At 49.4% G+C, this 17,322-nt stretch carries 17 protein-coding genes and 1 tRNA gene; 10 read left to right on the forward strand and 8 right to left on the reverse strand.

Annotated features, from left to right (window positions below):
* Positions 1-28: 28 nt before the first annotated feature.
* The gene (gene ruvC, locus SD10_RS12570) at positions 29-634 is read left to right on the forward strand and encodes a crossover junction endodeoxyribonuclease RuvC (RefSeq protein WP_046574103.1); all 606 of its coding nucleotides are present in this window, start codon (positions 29-31) and stop codon (positions 632-634) included.
* A gap of 220 nt (positions 635-854) precedes the next feature.
* On the opposite strand, the gene SD10_RS12575 is transcribed toward ruvC, so the two are convergent.
* A complete protein-coding gene (locus tag SD10_RS12575; RefSeq protein ID WP_046574104.1) occupies positions 855-1,421 on the reverse strand; it encodes an outer membrane beta-barrel protein in 567 nt (188 codons plus the stop codon).
* A 289-nt stretch (positions 1,422-1,710) separates the two neighbouring features.
* Between SD10_RS12575 and SD10_RS12580 the strand changes: the two genes are divergently transcribed.
* Positions 1,711-2,451: a dioxygenase family protein gene (locus SD10_RS12580; protein ID WP_046574105.1), complete on the forward strand. Its 741-nt coding sequence runs from the start codon at positions 1,711-1,713 to the stop codon at positions 2,449-2,451.
* Positions 2,452-2,607: 156 nt separating this feature from the next.
* Here SD10_RS12580 and SD10_RS12585 read toward each other — a convergent pair whose 3' ends face one another.
* Positions 2,608-3,432: a toxin-antitoxin system YwqK family antitoxin gene (locus SD10_RS12585; RefSeq protein WP_046574106.1), complete on the reverse strand. Its 825-nt coding sequence runs from the start codon at positions 3,430-3,432 to the stop codon at positions 2,608-2,610.
* A 133-nt stretch (positions 3,433-3,565) separates the two neighbouring features.
* Here SD10_RS12585 and SD10_RS12590 point away from each other — a divergent pair, with 133 nt between their 5' ends.
* Positions 3,566-3,988 (forward strand): secondary thiamine-phosphate synthase enzyme YjbQ, encoded by a 423-nt coding sequence (locus SD10_RS12590; RefSeq protein WP_046574107.1) that lies wholly within the window; start codon positions 3,566-3,568, stop codon positions 3,986-3,988.
* A 232-nt stretch (positions 3,989-4,220) separates the two neighbouring features.
* Here SD10_RS12590 and SD10_RS12595 read toward each other — a convergent pair whose 3' ends face one another.
* The 3 genes from SD10_RS12595 to SD10_RS12605 form a co-directional block, all read right to left on the reverse strand.
* The gene (locus SD10_RS12595; RefSeq protein ID WP_046579453.1) at positions 4,221-5,084 is read right to left on the reverse strand and encodes a hypothetical protein; all 864 of its coding nucleotides are present in this window, start codon (positions 5,082-5,084) and stop codon (positions 4,221-4,223) included.
* A gap of 205 nt (positions 5,085-5,289) precedes the next feature.
* On the reverse strand, positions 5,290-7,359 hold the full coding sequence (locus SD10_RS12600) for a thioredoxin domain-containing protein (protein WP_046574108.1): 2,070 nt from the start codon (positions 7,357-7,359) through the stop codon (positions 5,290-5,292).
* Between the two features lie 97 nt (positions 7,360-7,456).
* A complete protein-coding gene (locus tag SD10_RS12605) occupies positions 7,457-9,100 on the reverse strand; it encodes a T9SS type A sorting domain-containing protein (protein ID WP_046574109.1) in 1,644 nt (547 codons plus the stop codon).
* A 125-nt stretch (positions 9,101-9,225) separates the two neighbouring features.
* On the opposite strand from SD10_RS12605, the gene SD10_RS12610 reads away from it, so the two are divergent.
* From SD10_RS12610 to SD10_RS12640, 7 genes are all read left to right on the forward strand, one after another.
* Entirely contained in the window at positions 9,226-9,684 is a 459-nt protein-coding gene (locus SD10_RS12610) for a hypothetical protein (protein WP_046574110.1), read from the forward strand.
* Between the two features lie 92 nt (positions 9,685-9,776).
* On the forward strand, positions 9,777-10,649 hold the full coding sequence (locus tag SD10_RS12615) for an alpha/beta fold hydrolase (protein ID WP_046574111.1): 873 nt from the start codon (positions 9,777-9,779) through the stop codon (positions 10,647-10,649).
* Positions 10,650-10,720: 71 nt separating this feature from the next.
* The gene (locus SD10_RS12620; RefSeq protein WP_046574112.1) at positions 10,721-12,034 is read left to right on the forward strand and encodes an MFS transporter; all 1,314 of its coding nucleotides are present in this window, start codon (positions 10,721-10,723) and stop codon (positions 12,032-12,034) included.
* Positions 12,035-12,107: 73 nt separating this feature from the next.
* A tRNA-Val gene (locus tag SD10_RS12625) sits at positions 12,108-12,185 on the forward strand.
* 540 nt (positions 12,186-12,725) lie between these two features.
* The gene (locus tag SD10_RS12630; protein WP_046574113.1) at positions 12,726-12,983 is read left to right on the forward strand and encodes a hypothetical protein; all 258 of its coding nucleotides are present in this window, start codon (positions 12,726-12,728) and stop codon (positions 12,981-12,983) included.
* Between the two features lie 49 nt (positions 12,984-13,032).
* Positions 13,033-13,377: a hypothetical protein gene (locus tag SD10_RS29440; RefSeq protein WP_148562439.1), complete on the forward strand. Its 345-nt coding sequence runs from the start codon at positions 13,033-13,035 to the stop codon at positions 13,375-13,377.
* A gap of 52 nt (positions 13,378-13,429) precedes the next feature.
* Positions 13,430-14,317 (forward strand): oxygenase MpaB family protein, encoded by an 888-nt coding sequence (locus tag SD10_RS12640; RefSeq protein WP_046574115.1) that lies wholly within the window; start codon positions 13,430-13,432, stop codon positions 14,315-14,317.
* Between the two features lie 24 nt (positions 14,318-14,341).
* Here SD10_RS12640 and SD10_RS12645 read toward each other — a convergent pair whose 3' ends face one another.
* The 3 genes from SD10_RS12645 to SD10_RS12655 all read right to left on the reverse strand — a co-directional run bounded on the left by SD10_RS12645 (position 14,342) and on the right by SD10_RS12655 (position 17,218).
* A complete protein-coding gene (locus SD10_RS12645; RefSeq protein WP_227699210.1) occupies positions 14,342-15,295 on the reverse strand; it encodes a glycoside hydrolase family protein in 954 nt (317 codons plus the stop codon).
* 18 nt (positions 15,296-15,313) lie between these two features.
* A complete protein-coding gene (locus SD10_RS12650; protein ID WP_082111587.1) occupies positions 15,314-16,777 on the reverse strand; it encodes a glycoside hydrolase family 30 protein in 1,464 nt (487 codons plus the stop codon).
* Between the two features lie 120 nt (positions 16,778-16,897).
* Complete coding sequence (locus SD10_RS12655; protein WP_046574117.1) at positions 16,898-17,218, reverse strand: SulP family inorganic anion transporter; 321 nt, start codon at positions 17,216-17,218, stop codon at positions 16,898-16,900.
* Positions 17,219-17,322: the final 104 nt, after the last annotated feature.

Raw genomic sequence — 17,322 nt, forward strand, 5'->3', positions numbered from 1 at the left:
TACTTTGCAATAGACCCAACGCCCAGGCATGCTCATTCATCCAACTTCATCCACTACTACCCCAGATAGCCGACTATCTGAGAAAGTCATATTAGGGGTAGATCCTGGTACGCAGGTTGCCGGTTACGGCATCATTTCGGTGAAGGGGGGCGTCATGACCATGATTCAGTATGGGGTGGTTCAGTTGAGCAAATATACGACCTACCAACTGAAGCTCCAGAAACTTCATGAAACCATGCTTCGGCTGATCGACGAGTACCACCCCGACGAAATGGCGATTGAAGACCCGTTTTTCGGCAAAAACGTACAGTCGATGCTGAAATTAGGCCGGGCACAGGGAGTGGTTATGGCGGCTGGCCTGTCGCGCAACATTCCCATTGTTGAATACGCTCCCCGGCGAATCAAGCAGTCCGTTACGGGCAATGGGAATGCGTCGAAAGACCAGGTTTCCCAAATGGTCGGGCATCTGCTGAAAGAGAGCCTGGATCCCCAGTTTTTTGATGCGACCGATGCGCTGGCGATTGCTATCTGCCATCATTTTCACGAAAATGCCTTACCCGTTGTATCGAGTAAGAAGACCAAAAAGGGCGCATGGGGTGCGTTTGTAAGCGAGAATGCCAACCGGGTTCTGTAACACCTTCCATTCAATCAAAGGGAGTTTTCCATCTATCCGTTCTTTATTGTCTACCTAGCAGTATAGCTGAAACGAGCCTATACTCTTATGAACGGTAACAGGTTGCCTGAATACGAGAATCGTGGTATCCGATTTTTAGAGGAAAAGGTAAGCCCGAGTTTAGTACACGGGCTCGAAAAGATCCCATCGTCCAGCCTGGGAAGCAACTACTAATCCGGCCTTATTTCAAACGGTAATTAATACCCACACTGGCTTGCCAACGGTTGTAATCCGGGGTTAAATAAGAAGATTGCAGCCAACTTCGGTCAAAAGTTGCCTCTACAGACCAGCGTTTTCCCAGTCGGTAATGTGCCCCCAAACCAGCGTTTGTTTGCCAATTGTTGTTGCGAATTCCATTTATCGAAGCGATATAATCTGCCGGGTCAAATTTGTCGTATTTACTCTGCCCGTATACAGCACCGAGTTGTGCAAAAATCGCTAACCGGCTCCCCCGAAAAAAATAATACCGGGTTGATAAACCAGCACCTAAATAAGTGAAGGGATAATAAGAGTTTGACTTCAGGTAACGTCCTTCAAATGCAACTGACCATCCGCTGGCGAGAAAATATTGAATTCGAGGTACAAAGTAGTTTGTTGTCGAGTAATTTCCTCTGTAACCTTGTCCGGCCGAGATACCTACACTCAGATGTCCCTTTCCCAATAGATCCTGTTGCTTGTCGTGAGTCAGGACTTGGGTTCTTCCAACTAAGGGTAGCGTCAGGAAAAGTAATACTGAATACCGTCTCATAATAAACCTTGTTTGTTTGAGTTGGAGACGCTTTCAGGATTGATACCGTTGTAAAGCATTGACGCATTTAAGCCTTTTTAACAGCCGCAAGCTGAATTCCCTGAGTCGCTATCATTCGTAGAGCGCACATTTACCAACAGAATCAGTCTATTTAGCTGTCATTGCCCCGTTCGTGCAACGAATCACCCCCGCCCTGCGATAATAAGATAAACAGACACACGCTGATTCGCCCCAGTACACGATCTGTTGATTCACTGGTTATTCGCTACTAAATCTGTTTCCCAACCGAATGGAACGTAAAGAATTTTTAAGACGCGGTTTTGGTAGTTTACTTGGTCTCTCAGGGATAGTTCCGCTTGTAGGGTCTTGTTCATCCTCCACCGTCGACCCTGCAACCAGCACGGGCACCTCAACTGGCTCCACAAACGGAAGTTCATCGAGCAATTGCAGTGTTACACCCAGCGAAACGGAAGGGCCTTTCCCGACAAAAGTACCGGCCAACTTCGTTATCAGGGATATTCGGTCGGACCGAACGGGCGTTGCCCTCACCATTAACCTTACGATTAAAAACAGCAATAGCAGTTGTGCCGCTCTTGCCGGCGCCCTGGTCGACATCTGGCACTGTGATAAAGACGGATATTATTCGGAATATGGCGGCAGTGGCATGCAATCTGTCAATTTAACAAATGTAGACTTTCTTAGAGGCCGCCAGACAACGGATGCCAATGGCCTGGTTGCATTTACATCCATTTTTCCAGGCTGGTATTCGGGTAGAGCCCCCCACATTCACGTTCATATTTACAACGCTGCCGGTAAATCCCTACTGGTCACGCAAATTGCCTTTCCCTACGAGATCACCAATAGCGTATACACTACCGGTCAGTCGTACGGGTATACGAAGGGGAGCCAGGACACCACAAACGAGCGGGATAATGTGTTTTCGGATGGATTTACCACCGAACTGGCGACACTTTCGGGCAATTCATCGGCCGGTTATACCCTCACGCACACCATTGTGGTCAGCGCATAGCAATCAATTATTGAGTTTCTCGAATTTGCCTGGGCCAAGTGCTGGCTTGGCCTGTGTAGAAAGCTAAATAAGTTCCGCTCGGGCCAAGCCAGACTCTTACCAATGCGGCAATCGTTTTGGTGTTCGAAATTTCCTAAACCTTTCGCTGCTAAGACGTTACATTCGATAGAAAAGATTATACTGAACGGACCCGTATACCCGATAGACCGATAACACACAGGTTGAAGCGGTAGCCACGCCATCATTCAGGGCAGGTTTCCAATTCAACTTGTCGGGCGTCCATTCGGGCATATTTCGAATGACCTGCTGGGCATAGCTCACCACATCCGGCATTTTTACACTTTCGGCCGGATTTCCATTGACGATGGCCTTCACGCCAATAACTTGACCGATTTCATTGATTGTCAGGGTAGCCGTGATTCGGCGGATACGCTCACCATCCAAAACCGGACTCAGCTTTTGCTTCAAATACGCCGACAACTCGTTTGGCTTACCCTGGAACTGAGCTACCTGATAAAACGGAGCGCAGGTTTGTTTCGCACCGTCCGGGGTATAACATTCACTCTTACCCAAGATGCCGCCCCGGTAATATTCACGGCGTTTGACGGAGCCATCTTCATACAACACCATAAATGGACCATGCAACATGTCCCCTTTATACTCACAGCTTATGTATACCTTTCCGTTGGGATACATGATTTTTGTGGGGCCATACCGGACAATTCGGCTTAGGCTATCCAGTTGGAATCCATTGGGAAGTGTTTTCGGCTGGATCGTGTATGAATCAAGCCGAAACAATGACCCGTTTTTCAGATACGTCCGAACGGTAAAGTACTGGTCGTGTTTACCAAAATAAAGAATCTCTTCGTCGTATTCGGCGTACGAATGGCGAATAACATGGTTCACCGGTGCCAAATCAGTTTGTGCCACGACAGACTGACTGACCACCAGGCCGAGCAGTAGTAGATAAAGGGCATACATAAACGTCTCGTTCTATAAATTCGCTTAATGTACTTCAATTCAGGGGCGTTTAACCCGCTATTTTCCACAACTGAATGAGCAGTAATATAGTTATTTCTTAATATAATTTTAAGCTAGTCTTGATGTATCGGCTATGGCCATTTTCCAGCATACGATTCACCTTCCTGCCTATACGCGTGGTTTTCATTTGATTACAACCCTAATCGAGCGAGAATTTATGGACATGCGCCAACTGAAGGCAGGTCTGCTCCACGTATTTATTCAACATACGTCAGCCAGCCTGACCATTAATGAGAATGCGGACCCGACTGTTCGCGGGGATTTCGAGCGCTTCTTTAACAGAACGGTTCGGGAGAATGAACCCTATTATCAGCATGATTACGAGGGTTCAGACGACATGCCTGCTCACCTGAAAGCCGCTATGCTGGGCAATTCCGTGACGATTCCCATTACAAACGGGCGTCTGAATCTAGGAACGTGGCAAGGTATCTACCTAGGCGAACACCGCAACCAGGGCGGTCGGCGAACCTTGGTCCTTACTGCCTGGGGAGAGTGAGATGATGTATGATATTTTACAAAAAATATTTATATTTTTTATTACTCTTCAGCCTGGCTTTAGTTGGTAGGTTTTACGTTAATTTTCTCTATGTTTTGTATCCCAGCCTATTAATTCGGCGAGGATCAATACGCCGATTGAACAGACATGGGATACAAACTCATAAATTGCAGAGAGTGTCCTCGCTGTACACCCTATATCATACATCTTACACCCTACATCCTATAGCTCTTCAATACGTTTCGTATTCATAATGTAATGTTTCCGTTACGTTACCGTTGCTCGTTGTGGTTCGGCTCGTGGGCAGATTGGCCGCGTTGTAGGTATATGTGTACGTATTTGCCCCGTCGGATAGGACGTTATTCTGACTTAAATTGAGCAGGTTGGAAAGCCCGCCATAGTAGGTATACGAGCCAATGAAACCGCCCGAGGGTGGAGAAGCGTATTGGGCGGGGGCGGGAATAACGAATACACCATAAAATGGGTTTATACCTGTATCATAGGTATAGGTGACATTGACAGTCTGCTCAGGAAATTGGAAACCTTTCTGATTGGCATTTCCTATTATAGTGGCACTCGTCAAATTGTTTCCCGTATACCTAAATGTGTCGTTTTCTCTGGCCGAAACCCCTGAAACGCTGAAGCTTTTGGACGAACCCACTACCCTGTTATCCGCATCATAAACCGGCGTTATCGACCAGACGTAGATTGGATTACTGTTACGAAAGCCGAACCCTACCTGACCAGAAGCATTGTACGAAAAAGTATAGGTTTCAAAGCCAGACGCATTTCCCCGAATAGTACGATTGAGTTGAATGAGTCGGTTCTGCGCATCGTACGTATACACATTATTATCCACCGGCGCCACCGTGCTGTCGGGCGTTTGATAGGCGATAATCGCCCCCAGACGGCCCTGAGCATCGTATTGAAAAGCACTAACCTTAGCCATATTGTTCGGCATGTCCTGGGTTATCTTTATAACCCGCAAACGACTGGTCCCCGGCGTTATCGATGGAATGCGGTGGTCACCACAGCCAGCAAACACAAGAACCAACAACAAATACACAACTCCCGAACGCAATCCTGTGATCTTCATACCCATTCATGTTTTTTAGTGTGTTTAGTTCTGCATTAAATTAGCAACAGAATAATCTCTTGTAAATCAACCGGAACTATAGGTAGACCAGGACTTACTGCTGCTCATTAATACGGCATGAAGGTATTGACCACAAACGTATATTCCTATTTTTTCACTATATAAGCGTATATACGTCCTACATAGTGAGTATTCGGTAGGTAGTTTACCGAACCAGCTTCCAGACGTCAGCTACGCGGGTAACAGGAAGTTGACAGGCCCGATTGTAGCAGACGTAAACAGCCGTTTGTCCGTTAATAGGGCCCCGTTGTTGTAAAAGAGGTAGTTCACTCCTATCCGTCGTGCCACATACGACTTTGTTCGGGTAAAAGGCAGCGTCCAGTTCCGCCCGAAACTGTGCAGCCTCGGGGCCTACAATGGCAATTTCGGCTGTGGGCCGGGCACGCAGGGCAAATTGGGAGGCCCAGTTTGTGAGGTAATCGGCGTTTTGCTGCACCAGGGGTTGCACGCGACCCAGCATCTGGTCGGCGCGTTCGGCATACTGTGGCCTATCGAGCAATAAGCTCAACGCATATAGGTTTTCGGCCATCATCGAGTTCGACGAGGGAATGACGTTATCGAATAGCTCTTTGCGCCGGGCAATAAGCTCCTCCCCGTTTTTATCCGTAAAGAAAAACATCGGGTCTGCCCCGGTTTCGTCGGTGACCGTGTTATCAGCAAAATTGGTCAGTACATACTGCATCAGTTGGTCCGCTTCGGTCAGCCAGCTTTCCGTAAAGGTAGCCTGATACAAGGCCAGCAGCCCGTCGATTACCGTGGCATAATCATCCAGAAAACCTGTCTGGCGCGCTCTGCCGTTTTTATAAGTATGCCAAAGCCGGCCATTTCGACTGTCCCGCATTTTTCTGAGCAGGAAATAGGCCAGCCTAAGGGCCAGCGTCAGAAATTCGGGTTCACCGAAAACGCGGTAGGCCGTGGCGAGTCCTTTCAACAGCAGGCCATTCCAGGAACACAGTATCTTATCGTCTAACCCCGGACGGATCCGTTCATTTCTGATTCGTAACAACCGAGTGTGTGTAGCATCCAGACGAACGCCTAAGTCTCCCAATGACCAGCCCATACGTTCGGCAAAAGATTCGTCGGATTCGGTTCGGTGCAGAATATTGGTCCGGAGTCCACCGTGGCCGGGGTCCCAGTTCCCCTCCTCCGTTAAGCTATACAACTCAGCAAACCAGTCATTATCGACTCCGAGTGTTTGCTTTAGTTCAGGTGTCGTGAACGTATAAAACTTCCCTTCTATACCTTCACTGTCGGCATCCAGGGCTGAGTAAAATCCGCCCTCAGGGCTAAGTAACTCTCGTTGCAAAAATCCAACCGTCTGGTATATAACGTGTTTATATAAAGGACTTCGAGTTAAACTATAAGCTTCCGCATAAAGCGTTAGCAATTGCCCGTTATCATAAAGCATTTTCTCAAAGTGAGGAGCAAACCAGTCAGCATCCGTCGAATAGCGGGCAAACCCACCACCTAGCTGATCGTAGATACCGCCAAGCGCCATGCGGTCCAGCGTCAGCTTAACCTGATGCAGCGCTGATTCATTATCGATACCGGTAGCCACCGTAACGTCGTAATACCGCAATAAAAACCGCCAGACGCTGGGCATTGGAAACTTGGGAGCACGACGTAATCCGCCTTTTTCATCATCGGACTTGACGGCTACTTTCCGATACAACACGTCGAGCATTTCGGGGGCAAAGAGCGGGTCATTCGGCGACAGGCCATATCGTTCGGCATCGGTCAGATTCAATTCGCGGGCAAACCCTTCCGCCGACTGCACCAAATCTGTCCGATGTTCGGCAAAGGCAGCCCGGATGCTGTCTAACAAGTGCATCCAGTTTTTCTGTGGCAGGTAGGTGACCCCATAAAACGGTTTGGCATCGGGCATAAGAAATACGTTGAGTGGCCACCCACCCTGTACACCCATGGCCTGCACAGCGTCCATGTAAATGGCATCGACATCAGGACGCTCCTCCCGATCCACTTTGATGCACACGAAATGAGCATTCATCACCTCGGCCACCATCTCTTTCTCGAACGATTCCCGTTCCATCACGTGGCACCAATGACAGGCCGAATAGCCAATACTGACCAGAATGGGCTTGTCTTCGTCGATGGCTTTATTCAGCGCTTCCTCGCCCCAGGGATACCAGTTCACTGGATTTTCGGCATGTTGGAGCAAGTAGGGACTCGTTTCGTATTGAAGTTGATTCGACATACTAATTAGACTAACAGAGCGATAAACAGAGTAGCAGGAAAAGCCAGATTAAAGCATTTTGCGGATTACTTCAACCTGGTCCTCTATACTAACTGTTCTAATGGATAACTACTTTTTTCGTCTGGATTCCGGTTCCGTTTTTAATGCGCAGGATATATTGTCCAGTAGGCAAATTGGCCACATTCAGAACTTCCTTAACACTGTTAACCTGCCTCCTGACAACGGATTGGCCGGTTAGGTTAATCAAGTCAAGTTCGGTAATGGGAGCAGGCAGGTGCCCAAAAGTAACCGTAAGGGTCGTTTGGGCCGGGTTCGGATAGACCATCAGATCGGCAAAAGCAGGCTCAATAGCGGTCACCATCCCCATATCGAATCGACACAAGTAGACTTCCCGCCCAGTCAGTTCAATGGTCTGCTGCCAGGATTTATACCGAACCGTCAGGCTTGTTTTTTGGGTCTCATCCGCATATGGATTCTGAGCGGCCACCAGGATTTTATTCTCCTTAACCACCCCCCGCCAGACAGGTAGCTGTTTGTCCATCAGGTCGCGGGCGGGTGTTTCGATGACGCGCTCGTAACTTCCCTGAAACATATCGGCAAAGCGCGACAGCCGATATAGGCCGTGAGTGAAATGCTCATAAGCCGCATAGATATCCGTTCGGGCGGGTGCCAGGGTTGGATTATCCCAAAGCCAAAGACCGGCGGCTCCCGAAAAAAACGGAAAGATAGCCATGGCCTCGGCCATAAAGGGCTGGATGAAATTGGGAAAGCTACTCGAACTATCATGATACCGCAGCCAGACCCAGGGAATCACGGGTTTGCTGCTCCACGCCCGATTTACCTCCACCTGGAACAACAGGTAAGCCAGGTAATCCTTCGCCAGGGGATTTGGGTAATCGTAATAATAATAGGCCGAGGGCGACAGGGCGTCCAGTTGTTCGTAATAAGGCCCGCCAATGCCCCGCCCGGTCGAATCCTGAACCAAGTAATTGGTCCGGCTCAGGCTCGTTGTCCAATCGGTCCAGCTGTAGGTGGGTACGTTCAGGTAGTTGTTCAGCACGGGTGTGTCGGCATAGCTGGTCACGCTGATGCCCGTCAGATCGGCATGTTGACGAATGTAGCGTATGCCTTCGGCGTATAGGTTCCGCATGGCTTTTTTGTAAGCAGCGACAAAGTCGGCATCACTTAAATTTCGGTAGATGTCCGGTACGCGACTATCCCGCTTGATCGTTAAAATCCGACTGTCGGTTTCCAGAATACGCTCATAATCCAGCGCCAGTCGACCAATGGGGAGTTTATACAAACCAGACGCGTTTTTCTGCCCCCCGGCAATCCCGGACAGGAAGTTATCCCACTTTGCGCGATAGGCCGTCAGGTCGTTCGCCCAGGGGCTTTCAATGGTTTCCCAGGGCTGATTGAGGCCCGTCGCGATGCCGTAATACACAACAGCCCGTTGAGCAGGCTGCACCAGCGTACCATATTCACTGTCCTTGATGTCAACCAGTTGGCTAAATCCGTGTTTGAGGGGACTGGCCTGCGTATCGGCAAAGCGAGGGCCACCATAAACAATCGGAAACGGCAGGGAAAACTCGGGAAATTTGCTCCATTCAATCTGGTTTGGCTGACTTACCGGCGTGAAGGTAAGCCGCTCAGCGCACTGCTGTTGAGCCAGGGCGGCTGAATGATTCGTCAACCAAAACCCACTTATCCAGAATAAGAAAAAGCCAAAAGGGATACGCATTGCTTGAAGTTTCGCCAAAACTACGGAATTTTAGGGGCGAATAACGTTCTTACGCGGTAAACGAATACCGTGACGCTGCTCGTTACTTATCCTAACAACGATACGCAATACTACCTCTTCCGGTTATGCATACACTCCGCATTTTTGTTCTCATTTCGGTTCTACTTGTCGCGCTCATCAGTTGCAAAAAAGACGATGGCAATGACCCTAACCCCACGGCTGCCTCCCAAACTGACTTACTGGTAGCCAATAACTGGCGAACAGTTCGGGTAACGACCCCCGATGGGCAGGAAATTAACAAAAGCCGATTAAATCTGAACACGCAGGTACTCTATGATCTGAACATGCAGTTTCGGAAAGATGGGTCTGTTCGTGCTTTAGATCCTAGTCAGTCTAACTCCGTTGTCAATGGGGGCAGTTGGAAACTAACTGCCGACAACCAGTCAATGGACGTCGATGTGCAAGGGTTTAAGGGTAATTTCCCGATTATTCAACTTACCAAAAGCAAGTTGATCCTTCGGCAAAGCGCGCCTGTCGATGGCAAAACATCCGACATCAACCTCGAATTTAACCCAACTCTATAAATGCTGGAATGCGTGATAGATAGAATGAGTGAATAGCTGGCGCATCCCTATTCACTCATTCTATCCATCACGCATTCCAGCATTCAGCTTACATGAAATTCGAAACTGAGCCGGGGTTCTTTTTGTCGGCCGATGCCTGGGGAAACCCGGCAAACCCGACGGTCGTTCTGCTACACGGGGGCGGCCAAACCCGGCATTCCTGGGGCGACACAGCCCAACGGCTAGCCGATGCGGGTTGGTATGCCATCGCGCTTGATGCCCGCGGACATGGCGATAGCGACTGGTCGGCCGAAGGGCATTACAGTATTGATTACCTCGCCAGTGATTTACGAGCTGTTTGCGCGCAACTTTCCGGCAAACCCGCCTTAGTGGGCGCATCGATGGGCGGTATGACAGCCCTCATAGCGGAAGGCGAGCGACCCGCTGGCACGGTGTCCATTTGCTCAGCCATTGTTCTGGTCGACATTGCCCCACGTTCTGAGCAGAAAGGCATCGAGCGGATTTTTGCGTTCATGAGTGCCAATCAGGATGGGTTTGCCTCCCTTGACGACGCGGCCGAAGCGGTAGCCGCCTATTTACCTAACCGCCCCCGCCCGTCTGACAACAGCCGTCTGGAGAAAAACCTTCGGTTTCGTACCAGTGCAACCGGCGAAGCCCGCTACTATTGGCATTGGGACCCGCAGATGCTGGCACTCTGGCGGCAGCACACCGGCCCCGATCAGCAGACCAGCAATGAAGAACGGTTGTATCGGGCCGCTCAGGCGCTTACCGTCCCGACACTTATTGTGCGCGGGGGCATCAGCGATGTAGTGAGCGAAAAAGTAATGGCCGAATTCATTGACGCCGTTCCACACGTGCGAAGCGTCAATGTTGCCAATGCGGGTCATATGGTTGCCGGTGACTCAAATCATGCATTCACTAAGGCGGTTATCGAGTTTTTAAAGAGCGAACGAATGAATGAGTGAAAGAGCGCAGTAAATTGGGTAAGTTTTCACCGCTTTCACCATTCACTCTTTCACCTTTCGCTCATTGAGCAATGAAAAACTCTCCTCGTATCCTGACTGCCTGGACATTTTACGACTGGGCCAACTCGGTTCACTCGCTGGTTATTGTATCGAGCATTTTCCCCGTTTACTTTTCCGCTACCGCGCTTAACGAAAACGGCGGTCCCATCATTGACTTCATGGGCATGTCGATCAAGAATTCCGTTTTATTTTCTTATACAATCTCGGCAGCTTTCCTTCTGACGGCCCTTCTGTCCCCTATTTTCTCCGCCATAGCCGACTACAGCGGCCAGAAGAAAACATTCATGAAAGCCTTTTGCTATACCGGAGCGATCAGTTGCAGCCTGTTGTATTTTTTTACCAGAGAAACCACGACCCTGGCGGTCATTTGTTTCTGGCTAAGTCTGATCGGCTGGAGCGGCAGCATCGTCTTTTACAACTCGTACCTCCCCGATATTGCAACCGAAGATCAGTATGATCGGGTTAGCGCCCGTGGGTTTTCAATGGGGTATCTGGGCAGCGTACTGCTGATGATTTTCAATCTGCTGGTGATTCTGAAACGCGAGTGGTTCGGCAATATATCGGAAGGCATGGCTTCCCGGATTGCCTTCTTGACCGTAGGTGTCTGGTGGGTTGGTTTCGCCCAGATTCCGTTTAGCCGCCTGCCCGATGGCATCCGGAAAACGGGTCGGCAAACAGGTAACTATCTGCTCAATGGCTTTAAAGAGTTAAAGCATGTTTGGGCGGAGTTACAGACTCAACCGTTGGCCAAGCGGTTTCTGATCGCATTTTTTGTGTACAATATGGCCGTACAGACGGTAATGTATGTGGCCACGATCTTTGGCAGCGATGAGTTGAAATTACCCGGCCAGAGCTTGATTATCACGGTGTTGCTGATTCAGCTCGTGGCGATTCCGGGGGCCTACGGCTTCTCGCGCCTGTCGGAGCGGTTGGGCAATACGTACGGACTCATGACGGCGGTACTGGTCTGGATTGTGGTCTGCGCCGGGGCCTATTATGTACAAACCCAAACCCAGTTTTTTGTGCTGGCAGCCGTTGTTGGGTTGGTTATGGGCGGCATTCAATCCCTGTCCCGCTCCACCTACTCCAAATTAATTCCAACCACGACCGACACGGCCTCCTATTTTAGTTTTTACGACGTCACCGAAAAAACATCTATCGTCTTTGGCACCCTGGTGTACGGGCTGATTGAACAATTAACGGGGAGCATGCGCAATTCGATACTGGCTCTGTTAGGGCTATTTGTAGTTGGATTTGTGCTTTTGTGGCGAATTCCTTCACAAAAAGTTTACCGTACCCATTTGGAAACAGAGGAAGTTTTGTAAGTTTGCAGCTCCGGAAGGCGTTGATGACGCCGTTTCGTCGGAAGCTCCGCCCTTGAGGCCTTCCCGGGAACAAAGGAGGTTAGCTCAGTTGGTTCAGAGCGCTGCTTTGACAGAGCAGAGGTCAGCGGTTCGAGCCCGCTACTTCCTACCAGGACAGGTTGTCTAAACGCCCCAAATTCATTGAATTCGGGGCGTTTTTGCGTTTTGGCAATTAGTATCACGCGATCTGAGTACGAATCGGAACTACTTCCATATGTGGCTTAAGTTAAAACTTAAGCCTGTCGCCTAGGCTTTTACGTCATCAACCGTGTATGTGTTTGCCTTGGATTGGTTGAACAGACTCAGAGCTGTGAATGATGTTGATGCCTGGGATAGCTGACTGCTTCCCCTACGCCCTTCACCTGTTCCAGCACAATACGCTGACCTTTTAGTAACAGGCTGGTGTAGACACGTTTAAATAGGTCCGAACACATAATGAAGAAGTAAAAAGAGAAATTAAGGCAAAGCTTGACGAATAGGCATCACAAGGGTACAGATTAATGTCGACAACGTACACTAATTTTGGCGCTGCTGTCTATATTTATCTGTTCTTTTTAAGAAAGACACTTCTCGGCATGTGCACCTGCTAAGCCTACCTTGCGTATCAAGAATGTATTCACCGTTTCAGCATCTTTTCAACCTACACATTAGTATGTTTTCGAGTAAGGACTACCCTAAAATGACGCTTGACGAATTAGTGTCAGAAGAGAAAAAATTGAAATCTCAAAAAATTCTGATCGCTGTGCTGATCGGATTTTTAGTTGGCGTTGCTATTTGGTCTGCTACACATATAGGCGGCTTTATCCTTACTGTTGGCTTACTAATTTTTGCTTTATTCGTTGGCTCCAGCTATTCAAAAAACCTAAAGAGTATTCGAGCGGAAATAATCCACAGGGATACTCTTCGTTAATTGGCTTCGCAATGCCACGTTTCGACAGACATCCATAAGCCGAAAATAAATGAATCGTTCAGAACAAAAGCTCATTTCGGACCTTCAATCTCCGCTTTTTGGTAGTTTGAAAGCCGCCCAACCCAGTACAACAGACAGCGTATACAGCGGTCCCAATAGAGCTGTTGTGCTGGAGAATCAGCATGAAGACCCGAAACGACTTTCTGTTGGCGATAAACTTTTTTCGGAGAGCACTTGGAGCGCTCTGTTTATCACGATTGTGTCTGTCACACAAACAGAAGCCCTCAGTGATCATGGATACCGTTTCTATCGTAACTTTAAGGATGGTGATTCCCATATCAACGGGGAGGTGTCTCCCGATTGGGATTTCCGCTATTGGGTAGTTGTTCCGTAGCTCGTTCATTTATCCGTTTAATCTGGAAAACAATTCTTTTTTTACGTTCCCGATGCCTATTCCTTACCGCAAACGCTTCGGTCTGTTTCGGAACCCGGCGGTTCGGCATGAACTGCAATTGCTGGACCCTATTCGTGATCACCAGCGCATGGTTCACCTGCTGACGGCCTACGAATTTCCGTTCGATATCACGCGTGCGCTGGAGCTGGCCCTGTTTCATACTTACGCCAGTCCACGGGTATCGGGACTGCTGGCGCGAACAGGCGAGTTTGAACGCCACGGCCAGAAACGGTACGATGATACGAGCCGCCTGATTTCGGAGTTTATGGAATCGGGCTACGACAGTGCCAACGGGCAGCGGGCCATTGAGCACATGAACCACATTCATGGCCACTACCGCATCGACAACGCTGATTTTTTGTTTGTTCTGTCCACGTTTGTGTTTTATCCCATTGACTGGATCAGGCAGTACGGCTGGCGACAACTGAGCGTTTCGGAAGAAATGGCCCTATTTTATTTTTTCCGGGAAGTGGGGCGACGGATGAACCTGCAGGACTTGCCAGATAGCCTGGCCGACATGCGTTCGTTCATGGCCGCTTATGAAGACAAGCACTTTCGCTACACGGAAAGTAACCGCAAAATTGCCGATGCCACCGTCCGGATTGTACAGGGATGGTTTCCCCGGTTTCTGCACCCGCTCGTGCAGCCTACGTTTGCCGCGCTGATAAACGACAAGCTTCGGTTAGCCTTTGGCTACCAGCAACCACCGGCCTGGTTTACAGCCATGACAAGAGGTGCGTTGTGGCTGCGAAAATGGCCACTGCGCTGGATCACCTTTGAAAATTACCCGTCTACCGTCGAGAAGGCAACTTATCGTTCGTATCCGGAAGGGCCACCCGATATAGAAACCGTTGGCCCGCCGGAGTTGCTGAAACACTAGCCTCAGCCGCCTGTTCACGTCATGTCATTTTCCATCACCTTTCGTTGGTAGAAACAGATTGACAGCCGGGTGCATCGTATAAAGCCGGTACTGCTTGCCATCGTTTACGACAATACCGCTCGACTTATTCCCACTAGTAATGGGATTGGCGCTGTATTTTGTCCAATGTACCAGGTCCGTCGAGACTGCAATGTTGGTTGACCATTCGTGCCAGTCGGCAAAGGCCGATGCGTGGTAATAGGCATAGTAGGCTCCTTTGTAGTGAATAATCTGATTCATGGCCACGGCATAGCGGTCATAGCCCGCTGGGCCTTTTTCCAGTACCGGTTCGTCTTGTACATTCGTCCAGACCTTCAGGTCTTTGGAGGTTGCCAGCCAGACCGCCTGGTCCTTCCGCTCATAGAAAAGATACCACGTATCCTTTTCCTTCCAGAGGGTCGGAGTGCCATACGGCCCTTGGCTAAGCGGCTGATGGGTTGTGTACCGGATGTCGAGGGGCCCCTGTTCCGTCCAGTGGATTCGATTCGGTGACGTAAGTAAATGCGCCACATCGTTTCGGCCTTCGGCAACCATGTAATAGGTATTCCCGGATTTAACCACGCACATGTCTTCCACCCAGGTCGACGCGTGAATGGGATTGTCTTTGTAACGAGTCCAGGTTACTCCATCCGCCGACGTAGCATATCCCAGTGACCGGTTTTGGTCGGTCCCATCCCGGTAGCCGGTATACCAGAGATGGTAGGTATTGCCTTCCCGAAGGATATAGCCGCGTTCACGGATTTTCTGATCCCAGGTATCCGTGCCAGTTCCGGCAAACACTGGATTAGTCGAATTCGGGGTAAACGTTGTTAGTTCTGCCGGGAAGGCTGGAACATCCTGCCCGGCCAGATGGGGTGTATCCAATCCTGTCCATTGAGCAAAACCTAGCCCGGCGACAAGAAAACTAACAACAAACGCACTACGGATGAGGGTCAGCATGGATTAGCAAACGGAAGGTTACTCGAATAAATAGGTTCCAACAGCGCCACCCGACAGGACGGCCACGGCTCTTTTTCCACTTTTCTCGATGTTGAACCGTTGGGTTGACGGGCTGTCGTTTAGTACAATGAGGACAATACGGCCCTCAGGTGTTTTAAACGCAACATTAGGCAGCGATTTTGGCAAGTCGGAGTCAATACGAATGGATCCGGGCTGTACAAATTTAGAGACAACCGCAATGTTGTAATAGGCAGGATTCCGTTTTACCGTGTTCCCATTGATCGTTATTGCTCCCAGGCATTGATCGCAACCACCCGGTGTATGCGGTTTCTGCTCCGGATCGGCAGCCAGGTTCCATTGCAACACCGTACGGCTCCAGTTTCGGGTAGCCCCAATGATGAGTTCCCGAACGTGCCAGACCAGATCGCCCTTCAGATTGCCGGGGGCGCCAATCCACTGTTCGGTAAAGTACAAGTTTTTATCGGGATAGGCCTTGTGCACTTCCGAAAGCGCGCCAATGGGCCCAGCATAGAGGTGAAACGCCGACCCGTCGACGTACTTACGAGCGTCAGGATCATTTAACACCGTAATTGGGTAGTCGGGGCGATCCGCATTATGGTCGTACAGAATAATTTTTGTTTTGATTCCCGCTTTTTTAAAAGCCGGTCCCAGATTCTGTTTAATGAACAGGGCCTGTTCAGCGGGCAACATCAACAAACTGGGATTATTTCCCGGATGCAGCGGTTCATTCTGAATCGTAACGGCATCGATTCGGATACCAGCCGCCTGCATCTCCTGAATGTACTTAACGAAATAGCGAGCGTAGGCATCGTAAAATTCGAGTTTCAGACTCCCACCTTTTGTGTTCCCATTTGACTTCATCCAGGCCGGGGGCGACCAGGGAGAGCCCAAAATTTTAAGGGCCGGATTAATGGTCAATATCTGTTTAAGTACCGGAATCAGGTACTCCCTGTCGGGTGCCAGGTTAAATTTAGTGAGTTTAGGGTCTGTTTCACCTGTCGGAAGGTCATCGTAGGAGAATACGCGCTCGTCGAGGTCCGATGCACCAATACTCAGTCGCAGATAGCTCACCCCTATCCCCTTTCCTTCTGTGGAAAATAGTTCATTTAGCAAGGCCGCCCGCGATGCTTCATTCATTCGGCTAATAAGCATGGCACTGCCGCCAGTTAGCGTATAGCCAAATCCGTCGATAGGTTGGTAGGTTTGTGCCGCATCGACATGAATTGTTGGGGTGTCGGCAGGTTTGTCGGTAGTGGCAAATGGGATTGAGGGCTGCTGAACAAACAAAACCGACCGGCCAGGATCAGTCAACCAAAAAGCTACCTGACCAGACCGATCCAGATTGAGCCCTGTCTGGCGTATATTTTTTGGAAGGGCCTCTCGCTGGTTATACACACGAGCCAGCGGGGAAGTTAGACATATAGCGACCAGTATACACACTTGTCGGATTCGTTTCATCATTTTTGTACAAATCAAGGGGCGAGTCTCAGTCTACAAACATTCCCCTGAATGTGCAGGCTGGTTCATCGATCAGACAAAGTAATGATTTTACTTACAGAATTTGTCAGCCGTGTTTATTGATCAGGGAATTATTGTCGATTCGGTTCTGGTTGGTTGCTGAAACTCCAACATGCCTGCATGATCATTGTCACGGTCCAGAGCATACGGATTTTGTTTCAGAATTATAGCGATACCGAAGGTAACAAGCACTCCTTTAACCACACTTCCGGGAAAGAAACTACTGAATCGACTAGCTTTCACCAGGCTTAAACCGAGCTGAATCAGCCCAGCGAGCATGACGGCCATCAGAAATACCTCGTAAGAGCCTACTTTTGCAACCGAATCCGAAACGATAGCAGCCAGTCCAGCAACTGGTCTTTCCGAGCCAGAAAACAAAACCATTTGGACTAACTCGTTTTATAAACTATGGTAATTGCGATGCCTACCCTGTCCCAACGCTGACCCCGATTAAACGTAGTCTATTGGTAAAAAAAGAGTTTAAAACG

The organism is Spirosoma radiotolerans (assembly GCF_000974425.1).
Lineage (GTDB): Bacteria > Bacteroidota > Bacteroidia > Cytophagales > Spirosomataceae > Spirosoma > Spirosoma radiotolerans.